The 11,869-nt window shown below is 56.4% G+C and carries 11 protein-coding genes; 2 read left to right on the forward strand and 9 right to left on the reverse strand.

Annotation, left to right across the window (positions count from 1 at the left end):
- The 9 genes from G3N97_RS07965 to G3N97_RS08005 form a co-directional block, all read right to left on the reverse strand.
- On the reverse strand, positions 1-1,222 hold a 1,222-nt coding region (locus tag G3N97_RS07965), incomplete at its 3' end, for an aldehyde dehydrogenase family protein (RefSeq protein WP_205992733.1).
- 102 nt (positions 1,223-1,324) lie between these two features.
- Positions 1,325-1,792 carry an SCP2 sterol-binding domain-containing protein gene (locus tag G3N97_RS07970; RefSeq protein ID WP_205992734.1) on the reverse strand — a complete coding sequence of 156 codons (468 nt, stop codon included), beginning with the start codon at positions 1,790-1,792 and terminating at the stop codon, positions 1,325-1,327.
- 226 nt (positions 1,793-2,018) lie between these two features.
- Entirely contained in the window at positions 2,019-2,732 is a 714-nt protein-coding gene (locus tag G3N97_RS07975; protein ID WP_205992735.1) for a DUF554 domain-containing protein, read from the reverse strand.
- Positions 2,729-3,328 carry a UbiX family flavin prenyltransferase gene (locus G3N97_RS07980; RefSeq protein ID WP_205992736.1) on the reverse strand — a complete coding sequence of 200 codons (600 nt, stop codon included), beginning with the start codon at positions 3,326-3,328 and terminating at the stop codon, positions 2,729-2,731. Before G3N97_RS07980 ends, G3N97_RS07975 begins: the two co-directional genes overlap by 4 nt.
- Positions 3,329-3,340: 12 nt before the next feature.
- Positions 3,341-4,831, reverse strand: coding sequence for a UbiD family decarboxylase (locus G3N97_RS07985; RefSeq protein ID WP_205992737.1), 1,491 nt, complete (start codon positions 4,829-4,831; stop codon positions 3,341-3,343).
- A gap of 828 nt (positions 4,832-5,659) precedes the next feature.
- On the reverse strand, positions 5,660-7,051 hold the full coding sequence (locus tag G3N97_RS40135) for an ATP-binding protein (protein WP_205992738.1): 1,392 nt from the start codon (positions 7,049-7,051) through the stop codon (positions 5,660-5,662).
- A complete protein-coding gene (locus G3N97_RS07995) occupies positions 7,048-7,965 on the reverse strand; it encodes a response regulator transcription factor (RefSeq protein ID WP_241030458.1) in 918 nt (305 codons plus the stop codon). Before G3N97_RS07995 ends, G3N97_RS40135 begins: the two co-directional genes overlap by 4 nt.
- Before the next feature lie 441 nt (positions 7,966-8,406).
- A complete protein-coding gene (locus G3N97_RS08000) occupies positions 8,407-8,844 on the reverse strand; it encodes a pyridoxamine 5'-phosphate oxidase family protein (protein WP_205992739.1) in 438 nt (145 codons plus the stop codon).
- Positions 8,845-8,857: 13 nt separating this feature from the next.
- Positions 8,858-9,235 carry a hypothetical protein gene (locus tag G3N97_RS08005; RefSeq protein ID WP_205992740.1) on the reverse strand — a complete coding sequence of 126 codons (378 nt, stop codon included), beginning with the start codon at positions 9,233-9,235 and terminating at the stop codon, positions 8,858-8,860.
- Positions 9,236-9,297: 62 nt separating this feature from the next.
- On the opposite strand from G3N97_RS08005, the gene G3N97_RS08010 reads away from it, so the two are divergent.
- Together G3N97_RS08010 and G3N97_RS08015 are read left to right on the forward strand one after the other, a co-directional pair.
- The gene (locus G3N97_RS08010) at positions 9,298-10,077 is read left to right on the forward strand and encodes a hypothetical protein (protein ID WP_205992741.1); all 780 of its coding nucleotides are present in this window, start codon (positions 9,298-9,300) and stop codon (positions 10,075-10,077) included.
- 625 nt (positions 10,078-10,702) lie between these two features.
- Complete coding sequence (locus G3N97_RS08015; protein WP_205992742.1) at positions 10,703-11,866, forward strand: porin; 1,164 nt, start codon at positions 10,703-10,705, stop codon at positions 11,864-11,866.
- Positions 11,867-11,869: the final 3 nt, after the last annotated feature.

The following is an 11,869-nucleotide window of genomic DNA, read 5'->3' on the forward strand; positions in this document are numbered from 1 at the left end:
GGTCGCCGATGCCGCCGTGCGACGAAGGCGTATTCACGAGCACACGCGACGTCTTCAAACGTTTGCCGAACAGCGCGACGCGATCACGCTGATTGTCCTGATCCGTATACAGCACCGACGTGTGGCCGATGCCGCCGAGTTCGACGAGCGCTTCGGCAATTTCCACCGCATGAGCAAAGTCGCGCGCGCGATACATGGCGAGCGTCGGCGACAATTTCTCGTGGGCAAAAGGTTCGTCTTCGCCGTATGACGTGACTTCCGCGATCAGGATCTTCGTGTTCTCGGGCACGCTCACGCCCGCGATATCCGCAATGGTCACTGCCGATTGCCCGACGATATCGCCGTTGAGCCGGCCGCCGACGATCAGGAAAGTGCCCACCGCGCCCGCTTCTTCCGGCGACAATATATGCGCGCCCGACTTCGCGAAGCGCTCGCGCACCGCGTCATAGATTTCATCCACGACGATCACCGATTGCTCCGACGCGCACACCACGCCGTTGTCGAATGTCTTCGACATCAGGATCGAGGCGACCGCGCGCTTGATGTCGCTGGTTTCGTCGATGACGGCGGGCGTATTGCCCGCGCCCACGCCAATGGCCGGTTTGCCCGACGAGTACGCGGCCTTCACCATGCCTGGGCCGCCCGTCGCGAGAATCAGGTTGATGTCGTCGTGCGTCATCAGGTGATCGGAGAGTTCGGCAGTCGGTGCATCGATCCAGCCGATGATATCGGCGGGGGCGCCTGCTGCAACCGCGCCTGCGAGCACGATGCGCGCGGCTTCACAGGTCGAGCGTCGCGCACGCGGATGCGGGCTGAAAATAATACCGTTGCGCGTCTTCAGCGCAATCAGCGCCTTGAAGATCGCCGTGGAGGTGGGATTCGTGGTCGGCACGATCGCGCAAACGAGCCCGACCGGTTCCGCAATCGTCATCGTGCCCGCGCTTTCATCGACGGCAATCACATCGCAGGTCTTTTCGTCTCGCCAGGCGTTGTAAATGTATTCCGACGCGAAGTGATTCTTGATGACCTTGTCTTCGAGCACGCCCATTCCCGTCTCTTCCACCGCCATGCGTGCAAGGGAAATGCGTGCTTCGGACGCGGCGAGCGCAGCGCTGCGAAAGATTTCATCGACTTTCTTCTGCGGGAAAGTGGCGAATATTTCCTGCGCTTTTTTCACGCGCGCAATCAGGGAGTCGAGCTCCGTCCTGCTGGCGACGAACATAGACAATCCTCACAAATGATGCAACACGGCCCGGCTGGCCGTGCTTCTGCAAATCTTCAACTGGCGATTTCGGCGCTCACAATCGCTATCAATATGTTGGCGCTAGACACCGAGATCGCGCGGCATATTGGTGCGCCACAATTGCATGACGGTCTCGAGCGAGGTGGTGCCGAAATCCATGTCCGAGAACATTTCCTTGACGGCGAATCCAATGTCGAGATCGCCTTCGAGCACGATCCGCCGGCTATAAAACAGCGTGTCGAAAGGCGTTTCGCCGCCGATCACCGAGCGAAAGTCCTCGAACGTCGCGCTCATTTTGAGGTCGACTTCGCCGGGCTCCGGGAGCGCTTCGAATACGCCATCGCTGACCGCGAAATCGAAACGCACGCCGATGTCGGCGACCTGCGCCTGCAGCGCGCGACCTTCGAGCAGCGAGAGCGTTTTCGCGGGGATATCGTGCCGCAGGGTTTTATTCAGCACGTTGACGAGCGCTTCGGAGCCGGGAAGCGTCGGCATGCACGACAACATGCCGCCGAGCGCGACCGAAATGCGATAAAGATAGTCATTCATACGGCGAGCCTTTCTGGATATCGATCATGTCTGGACCTCGTGCTGCGAGTGCTTGATGCGCCGTTACGTCGCCCGTTGCCACGTGGGGTTTTTTTATCCACGCGGCAACGGGCGAATTTCCAGCGCCTGAAGCACGCCGGAAATTCACGTGGCTTGCACGTTTAAAGCCAGTTGCAGAAACCAGAGTGCCGCCCGGTGCGCCGGCGCAGCACGGACACTGGATCTACTAGAAAACTCGCATCCAGAGTGCTGTGATCGGCATCGCCAACACAAGCGCGGGTAGCATGTTGGCGACAGGGAACATCTTGATTCCCGAGATACGCAGACCGGTTGCCAGCATGATTAGCCCGCCTACAGCCTTGAAGTCTGCGATCATGGGTACGGATGTCAGCGGCATGATCAAGGTCGCGCCGTATGCCAGCAGGAGTTGCACTGCGAGCACTACCACAGCGATCGTTGCAACGGAGTAGCCCAATGTGATCGCGAAGATCGCAGCGGTAAACAGGTCCAGGAACGACTTTGCGATAAGAATAGTCGCGTCGCCCGTCATGCCTTCGTTCATAGCGCCGAAAATGCCAGTTCCGCTCGCGCCGAACAGCACCAGTATGGCGACAAACTTCTCGAGAAACTCGGCTTGGGTAATCCCCTTGGGTGCTGGCGCAACTTTGTCGATGACAGCTTTGGTGCTTGCGCCAAGCTTTCCGATTGCACCCTCCAGCCCAATCAGTTCGCCAATGAGTGCGCCCAGGATGGAAGCGAGGACCATGACGGGCATGTGAGCGACCTGGGAGATCATCACGACACCCATTGCCATGGACGCTGCACCGAATGTCAACGGCATCGCGGTGCGGACATTTGCCGGAATGCGCGCGGAGAGCGCCGCGCCAGTCGACGCTCCAATCAAGACGGCAGAACTATTGATATACGGTCCGATGATCATGTTTTTGCCTCTTCGGCGGTTATGTCTGGCAATGACTCGCCCCAGCGTGGCAGGGCATCGGAGTCGAATCCCAGCAGGCCAATCGCTCGGGCCACGCTGTGGCTGATAATCTGGTCGACAGTTTGGGGTCCTGCATACAAGGCCGGTACCGGTGGGAATACGGTCGCACCGAATTCGGTCACGGCAGCCATGTTGCGGATATGGCCGAGATGCAGCGGTGTCTCGCGCACCATGAGCACAAGTCGTCGACGCTCTTTCAGAACGACGTCGGCCGATCGGGTTAGCAGGTTATCGGTAACCCCCGTGGCAATTGCTGCCAGTGTGTGCATGGAGCACGGCGCCACCAACATGCCAGCGGTGCGAAACGAGCCACTTGATATTGCAGCGCCCACTGCGCCGGTCGGGTAATAAACGTCGGCCATTGCAATCACGTCTTCGCGAGAGTAGTTCGTTTCCTGCTCTCGGGTTAGTCCGGCTGCATTCGACATCACCAGGTGCGTCTCGACCTCCAACTGCCGCAGCAGTTGGAGGGCCTTGACGCCATACTGGAAGCCCGTTGCGCCGCTAATGCCGACCACAATTCTTGGCTTTTGCATGGCGTCCTCCGCTTACTTCCGATAACCGGGAACGAAGCGTTCGGCGTCGACTTCGAGGAATTGCGAGCGCTGGAAGTTCTTCTTCAGATCGAAGGGAACGGTGCAGTCGAAGATCGTTTTGCAGGTGATGCCATGATCGCGAATCGACGAACTGAAAGCCGGATCTTGCGACGGGTCAAGCGGATGGCAGCGCACGCCGGGAATCGTGATCGTATCGACATCGCCTTGATAGCGTGTCGTCATGGCCCACATCACGTCGTTCGTGTCGAAGATGTCCACGTCTTCATCGACGAGATAAACATGCTTGAGCTCGGAGAATGCGGTGAAAGCAATCAGAGCGGCTTGACGCTGACGGCCCTCATCTTGACCCGTCCGTTTCTTCACCTGGATGAACGCGACATACTTGCCGGTGCCCGGCGACGGACAGTGGACATTCTGCACGAGACCAGGCAATGCCAATTCGGTCAGCGCGAGGATGCTGGCCTCAGTGGGGATGCCCGCCATGTTTGTGTGCTCATCGGACGGTCCGATGCAGGTTTGAAGAATCGGATCGCGGCGGGTCGTAACAGCCTTGACCTTGATAATCGGCACCGCTGCCTTTGCTTCACCCGTATAACCCGGAAACTCCGGCATCGCCTTGCCGGTATTTGTGTTCTGATCTTCACGCACGCGTACGTTCGGAAGCAACTCGCCTTCGATCACGATTTCGGCGTTGGCGATACCGCGTGCGCCCTTGACCACCGCACCTTCGACCAGTTCAACGGCCTTGCCGCGCAGACCGCCCGCGATCGAAAGTTCGTCATAGCCGAGCGGTGTCGTGGGCGCTTCGAAGCATGCGCCGATCTCAATGGCCGGGTCTACACCAATCGAAATGGTGATCGGCATCGGCTTGCCGGCTTTTTCGTACTTCTGGCGGAACTGGTCCAGATGACGGCCGGGAACGAAATACATCGAGATCTCGTCCTTGCTCTGTACGCACAGACGATGAATGGTCACGTCGTGCTCACCAGTTTCCGGGTCGGCACCGTAGCACATGCCCAACGTGAAGTAGGGGCCTGCGTCCTCCGGCGTATTCTTCGGAGCGGGCAGCAGCTTGCGCAGATCGAATTCAGCATCGCTTGCGAGGTGAATCACTTCTTGGCAGACGGCGCGTTCGCGGGGCACAACGACTGGTGCGATCGCGTTCTTCACGGCATCGCGCATCTGGAAACCGAGCTTTTCCATATCCATGCCGAACATGCGGGCCACGCGTTGACGCGAAGCGAGCATGCCAATCAGAACACGGATACCCGGATAGCCCTTGACATTGTTGAACATCAGCGCAGGCCCGGTTTGCGTCGGGCGCATGACCGTGCCTCCTGCGCCGACGTGTCGATACACGCCCGACAGTTCGGCTTCGGGATCGACCTGTACGTCGGTCTCAACATACTCACCGTCGTGTTGCTTGAGCAACTCAATGGCCGAGCGCAGGTCTGTAATGGCAGATGCCGCGGGTGTCGTCATATGGATTCTCCATTCAAGTTAGCGACGAGGTGTCAGGAAACATCTCGATCGTTCAAAGGACGCGCCTCGTTGCCGACATGGAGTCGTCACGATTCAGATGGGTTGTTTAGCTGATTGAAAATATGATTTTTTGAAACATATTTTGTAATGCTAAATTTAATCTAATGTGATGACTTTAAATCGAATTATTCGGCACTTCCTCGTGGGAATTCAATATAACTTGGCGAGGCTTGGAAACTTTGTCAAATTCTTGCAGGGCTTGAGTAAAAAGCTAAATGGCGACGTTCTGGCATGGACAGATCGTCGCGCGAAACAGGAGGGTTTTATTTTGTAAGTTAATGGAATGGCGATGCAGAATCGGCACCTTCATCATGGTGCCGAACTCGACTTATAGACGGAGAGCCCGTCAGTGCTGGCTTCGAGGGATGGGAGGGAAGACGGAATACATGCAGATATCTCACCGATATTTTAGGTTCGTGAGGTGAGGCTCCGTCATTGATCGCGTTGGCATGAATCAGCGCGGGTGTCCAGGAACGGACCGCTGCGGACGGTTGTCTGTGGCAAAGCACCACATGAGTATCACGTCGAGATCGCTGGGTTATCAACGTGGAGGCCAAAGGCCTCCACGTGTCGGCTTGAGTCGCGCCGGCTATCTGAAGCACGGCGTGAGCGGTGCATGCCCGCCGGTTATCAGATGCGCTGGAAGATTCGTAGAGAATGTTCTCAGCATCCGTTATTCAATTTTTTAACGGATGAGAAATTTGAGTAGATGTCGTCGAAAATTTTCTTCGCGACGGTTCAATACGTTCCGTACGCACACTGATGAAATTATCGACTTTTGATATTGGACGGCGGACTCTGACTCAGGTCGATATATGAATAGTTTTGGGACGGCAGATCGATCTTGGCGATCAAGCCGCCGTTGGTGCCGTTGTGTAGACTCAAATCCCCGCCATGAGCCTGAATGCAGTCTCGAGCGATCGCGAGGCCCAGCCCGACGTTGCTCCCGGCCTCACGGTGCCTCGACTCATCCATCTGAAAGAATGGCTCGAATACGCGTTCAAGCATATCCTCGGGTATCCCGGGACCATCGTCGGAAATCTCGATACGCAGGCCATCGTACCCGCGGTCGACAAGTTCAACGACGACGTGGTTTCCGTGCCTGAGCGCGTTTTCCATCAGATTATCCAATGCTCGGCGAAGCGCAGTGGTGCGGCAACTGTATGGAAGGCGCGTAGGTGAATTAAATCGGACTTTGCGGCCCAAGGCTAACCGATCATCGCAAATCTCGCCTAGCAATTCCACCAGGTCAGTTTCCTCGCTGCGCTCGGCGCGCGCGTCCTGTGCCGCGAACGTCAAGGTTTCGTTCACCATGCCGCGAATTTGCTCGAGCATGCGCAGAATTCTCGTCCGTTGTCCGCTCGACGGAAGCATTACCGCTTCCAGTTCGATCCCGGTGAGTGGGGTTCGCAAGTCATGACTGATTGCCGCAAGCATGCGGGTTCGTTCATCGACGAATCGTGTGATGCGTTGATGCATCTGGTTAAAAGCATTGGCAAGCTGACGAAGCTCTTCCGGACCCTGTACCGTGAGCGGATCGAGTCGTTCGCCACGACTCATTCTGTGAACCGCGTCGGTAAGCGCGGTGGCCGGTCGAAGGATTCGATTGACGAAGAGATACATTAAGATGAGCACTGGCGGAATCCCGATCAGCATCGAGATACGCAGTTCATCCCAATTGTCGGACCACGGCATGCGTATGGGGAGTGCCTGCCGCGTGTGCAACCATCTTCCCTCGCCAAGCGGGACGCTGATATCAACGCACTGAGAACCCGGATCTAACTCTTGTAGCGTCACCCAGCGCTGTGCATCAAGGCAAGGCATGTGGACAGCGACCACCTGTGTACCGAGCCTCTGTCGCACGGCGTCAGCGAGCGAGCGTTCGTCGTCATTCATCTCGATCACGCTCGGCACCCTGTCAATCCATAAGTGCGCCAGCGGGCCGTTGAATGAATCTAGCCATGAGTCGCCATCGAATAGAGGGTGCCTGGCGAGTCGGTAGGCCGTGGCTGCTCGAGATAAGGCATGTTCACGGGCTATCGGATGGAGTTTTCCCGCTTGCGACCAGGTCGCAAGCGCTGCGATTACGGCACCTAATAGAAACCCTCCCAGCATTAACACCACCAGTTGGGCGCCCAAACTGCGCGGGATGATCCTCACGACGCTTGTGCCTCAACCTGTGCCGCAAAAATGTAGCCTGAACCCCAAATAGTCTTGAGGAGTGCAGGGTGGCGGGGGTCGGGTTCCAACTTCCTGCGCAGCCGACTTACCTGGCTGTCGATGCTACGGTCGAAGGCCTCACTATCGGGGTCTACCAACGCGAGCAGATCTTCGCGGCTAAGCACGGTATCGGCGTGCTCCAGGAACGCCTGGAGAAGACGGAACTCAACGCAACTTAACGCGACTTCGTTCTGTCCGGGATCACTCAGGCGTCTGTGCAACAAATCGAGTGACCAGCCTTCGAAAGTCAGACGACGCGGGCGTTCATTGATGGACCGGGGAGAGCCAGATGTTCGTCGTAATACGCTGTGTACACGAGCAACCAGTTCACCGACGTTGAATGGCTTGGTCACATAGTCATCTGCGCCTAAATTGAGGCCGGCGATTCGATCCGCGAATTCGACTTTGGCGGTTAGCATGATAATTGGCGTACCATAATTCTGGCGTATATGTCTGCATACCGAAAGACCGTCCTCTCCAGGCATCATCAGGTCCAGAATTATCAGGTCGAAACGCCGCTCGCTTAGCCGTAATCTCGATGATGCTCCATCGTGCGCTGTTGAAGTTTCAAATCCTTCCTGACGCAGATATGCCGCTAGTGGCTCGCGAATTGACTCGTGATCGTCGACGACTAAAACGTAAGACATAGGAAGAATGCAGTTCGTGGTGAGTCCGCTTGATGAGGGCGCGTTGACGAAAAATCCGCGTGGACAATCGGATTTTGTCGATAAAACAAAGGGTTCGGGTGTTTTTGGCGAAATACGTGCCTGCGGTTGCATCACTATTCTGAGATGAAATTCATTATATCGAGATGGTGCTTGAGCTATGGGTGTTCTCCAATGTAATTGATCCATGTCATTTTTTATGAATTAATTCGAATGTTTAATTAATTTGTTTTATGGATTTATATGGCGTGTGTGATTGTGCGAGGGAGAAGGTGTTTGATGATTTTATGTATCGCACTTATCGATAAATGATAAATTTATTTATTGCGAGAATATTTTATTAAGTGTCGTATTTAATATAATTAACTGTATATTTTTCTATTCGATTGATTAACATGACTGGCAGCCGTGGCATGTGTCAATTGAGCGTCGACGTTGTATCGCGGCCAAGAGGACCGCTCCGCAGCGCCACGGTTCGCAGGTCAACGTTTCAGGAGACAGAGGCGAGGTGTTTCGATTTAAATAAAAGTCAACTGCGCGCGACGCTAGCGAAGTGACATGCGTGCATGACATCCATGCGCACCATAGGGGGATGCAGCCCGCAAGCGTGGTTGTGACAGTCAGTGGAGACTAGAGCGGTTCATCACGCTGCCAAAGAGTCTTTCTGGCGAAAACAAGAGAGTTATCTGTCAATTTTATTTGCGTGATCGATAGCCGCCACAAATCGGTGGAGCGCAAACGCGCAACGGGATGTCGTGCAAGATAGCGAGTCATCGCTGTCTCGAGATCGTCTCCAGAAACCAATGTGGCATCAGCCGAGAACTGAACGCCTCGAATATCGCGTATGTGCTCGGGTTGCCCGGAAATCGTTCCGGAAATCTGCTTATTCTCTTGCATGGCATGACCGTGCCTGGTTTTGACGCTTGTCATCACAAGAACGCTCGCGGTCATGGGGGCGAACGCGTAGAAGCAGCTCGCCGACCACGGTGTGCCGCCATCAATCACCGCAAGGCTGAGAACGTGATGGTCAGACATAAATTCGGTAATGCGAGACGGGAGTGGAAGCATGGCGAGTACTTCTTCATAAGGTGTGAAATACATTTGAATGCAGCGCGTCGATTCGCTCTTGCTTAGTCGATGACAGCCGTGGAATTGCCGACTTTGTCTGCAGGCTGAGATTCGCGTGCAAGGGGAGGCGCAGTTCGCTTCCTTTCAGAACGATGACAGTGGCCAAATAGAAATACGGCATCCTGAGCACCTTCGCGCGCGAGAAATATAGCGCATTTGCATCAGTAAATTGTGTATAGATGTGGCAAGCTAACTCTGTGGTTTGGGGGGGCGCGAATCGTGCCCCCAGACTTGAATGTGCGCAGATAAGGGCGCGATCACGACGATCAGCCCATCCAGCACGCACGCCATCAGCCCTCCGCGCCGGGAAATGATCCGGCTTGGTGCGCATCCGCACTTATCACCTTACAGTTTGCGATCACGATCTTCCGACTGGTCAGCAGGAGGAAGTCGATGACTGCATCGAACGAGTGGACGGCCTCGGATGGATTCGCGACAGTGAGTCCCGCAAGCGCGCAGGCGCTGGCCAGATCGATGGACGAATATGGGGTCGGCGTGCTTCACGAGATTGTCCCGGCGGCGATGCTCGCGAAACTGCGCAGTTTCATCGAGCAGCAGATCGAACAGCACGGCGGGCAGTACTTCAGCTTCGAAGGCAAATCATGGATGACCGGCACCTGTCTGCAGCCCTTATTCGAGGATGCGGGTCTGCAGGGTCTGCTGCGATCCCTCTATGAAAGGAAGATGCGCGCGTCGCCGCCGAGCAGCCGGATCTTCCCGGTTCTGCGTGTGCTGACCGGTACGCATGGATTGCGGCATGCGCTCAATTTTCACTACGACTCGTATGTCGTGACGGTGCTGATCCCCATTCTTATTCCCAATGCGCCGGGTGAACCGCCGGGTCATCTGGTGATGTTTCCGAATTTGCGCAATGCGAGGCGTTTTGCGGTGGTGAATATCCTCGAAAAACTGCTGGTCGAGAAACTGCTGAAGCGGTTATGGCGTAATGAGGGCGTGCAGCAACGCATGTCGGCGAAGCTGGTGCCGCTGACGCCGGGGAATCTCTACTTCTTCTGGGGCATGCGCTCTTTGCACGCAAATCAGGCCTGTCTGCCGACGAGCGTGCGGAGCACGGTGTTGCTGCATTTCGGCGATCCTCACGAAGACAGCGTGTTTAAAGGTCTTTCCCAGCAAATGCACGCAAGACGACTGCGACGCATGGCGAGAGATTGAATAGCGCAGCGAGTGCGGGTTCACGTCGGTTATTCAAATTCATGGTGCGCTCCATCGTTTCTCGCCGCGTGCAGCAACGCCGCTGCTTTCCACTATTCAGTAAAAAGAAATAGCTACTTTGAATAGTTGAAATTAACGCGTAAGCCGTCGCCACAATGCAGGGCGTAGCGCCCTCATTCATCTGGCGTCTCCATCAAGAACCCTTCGTCCAGCAGATCGACGTGATCGGCCGGCACGCGCACGCGTGCTGTTTCGAGTCATCGCGCCGGATTGTTCAGAATCGCCTCAAGGTAATGTGTATGTAATGATCTAAAAATACAAAAAATATGGATGACGCATTCGCATCGCGTCGGAGTTATCACAGAAAAGTGCTTGGTGGAATATTGATTTCTTCTTGACGACGTTTTTTAGCATTTGTATAAATAAACACAAATAAAGCAAAACATCGCTTTTTTCATCGTCGACCACGATGACATGACGCTTCGCGCCTGGCACGTTGGTCCGCGATCTTCGCCGACGGATTTCGACCGGATTGAAGGTGTATCGGGCAGGCCCGCTGTTCCGGTCGGATCCGCGATTGGATCCGATTCCCCACTCATCTATCACGTATCGATTAGTAACCCTTATGAAAAAAACACCACGCCTGCTGCTGGCCGGCCTCATCTTCGGCCTGATCGGCGTCGGCACGGCTCACGCGCAAAGCAGCGTTACGATGTACGGCATCCTCGATGCGGGGCTCAGCTATCTGAAGACCAGCGACGGCAATCGCTACACCTTGCAGAACGGCACGATCTACGGCAATCGCTGGGGCTTGAGAGGCAGCGAGGATCTCGGCGGCGGGCTTCGGGCTATCTTCCAGGTCGAGTCCGGTTTCCAGATCGGCACCGGCAAGTCGTCGCAAGGCAGCCGGTTGTTCGGGCGTCAATCGTTCGTCGGGCTGTCGAGTTCGCGCTGGGGCACGGTCGACGCCGGCCGCATGTATGAGCCGATCGTCGATCTCGTCCATCCGCTGACGGCGGACGGCTCATACGGTAGCGTCGTGTTCGCGACGCCGGGCGACGTCGACAACAACGACTTCAGCTCGCGTGTATCGAACGCGATCAAATACGTTTCTCCGATCATCAACGGCCTGAAGTTCGAGGCGCTGGTCGCGCCAGGCGGCGTCGCGGGTTCGCTGGGGCAGGGTTATACGTGGTCGACGGCGGCGGTCTACAGCACCGGTCCGTTCAGGATCGCGGCCGGTTATCACGACTCCGTCAACGCGAATTCGACCAATGGCGGGTTGCGTACCGGCTGGACCAGCAGCACCGACGACGGCCAGTTCGAAGGCGGCTCGATCAACTCCGCCTACGAAACCGCGCACGTGCTGGGCATTGGGCAGGCCGCGGTGCAATACGACAGCGGCCCGTGGCAGATCGGCGTGGGCTACAGCAACGCCCGCTATACCGCCGACGGCGAATCGACGTTCGCGAACACGGAAACGTACAACACGGGACGCGCGTACGCCTTCTACCGGATCACGCCTTCGGCCACCGTCGGCATGGGCTACATCTACACGTCGGCGAAGGGCGATGCATCGGCGCATTACAACGACGTGAGCGCGGGCGCGTTCTATTCCGTGTCGAAGCTGACCGAGCTGTACGCAGTCGCCACCTTCCAGCGCGCGAGCGGCGTGCAGCGCACCGCGGATGGCGGCCTGCAGGAGGCGCGCGCCGACATCTCTTCGTATGGGATCGACGGCACGGGTACGCAGACGATCGTGGTCGTCGGCATGTACCACTCGTTCTGATCC

The sequence above is a fragment of the Paraburkholderia sp. Ac-20347 genome (assembly GCF_017104805.1).
In the GTDB taxonomy this organism is placed as follows: Bacteria; Pseudomonadota; Gammaproteobacteria; order Burkholderiales; family Burkholderiaceae; genus Paraburkholderia; species Paraburkholderia tropica.

Excerpts from the sequence above, each read along its gene's own strand:
- G3N97_RS07980 (WP_205992736.1), bottom strand. The coding sequence starts at position 3,328 with ATGCAAAAGCCAAGAATTGTGGTCGGCATTAGCGGCGCAACGGGCTTC.
- G3N97_RS08005 (WP_205992740.1), bottom strand. The coding sequence starts at position 9,235 with ATGCGCACCAAGCCGGATCATTTCCCGGCGCGGAGGGCTGATGGCGTG.
- G3N97_RS07975 (WP_205992735.1), bottom strand. The coding sequence starts at position 2,732 with ATGATCATCGGACCGTATATCAATAGTTCTGCCGTCTTGATTGGAGCG.
- G3N97_RS08010 (WP_205992741.1), top strand. The coding sequence starts at position 9,298 with ATGACTGCATCGAACGAGTGGACGGCCTCGGATGGATTCGCGACAGTG.
- G3N97_RS07985 (WP_205992737.1), bottom strand. The coding sequence starts at position 4,831 with ATGACGACACCCGCGGCATCTGCCATTACAGACCTGCGCTCGGCCATT.
- G3N97_RS08015 (WP_205992742.1), top strand. The coding sequence starts at position 10,703 with ATGAAAAAAACACCACGCCTGCTGCTGGCCGGCCTCATCTTCGGCCTG.
- G3N97_RS08000 (WP_205992739.1), bottom strand. The coding sequence starts at position 8,844 with ATGCTTCCACTCCCGTCTCGCATTACCGAATTTATGTCTGACCATCAC.
- G3N97_RS07995 (WP_241030458.1), bottom strand. The coding sequence starts at position 7,965 with ATGGATCAATTACATTGGAGAACACCCATAGCTCAAGCACCATCTCGA.
- G3N97_RS07970 (WP_205992734.1), bottom strand. The coding sequence starts at position 1,792 with ATGAATGACTATCTTTATCGCATTTCGGTCGCGCTCGGCGGCATGTTG.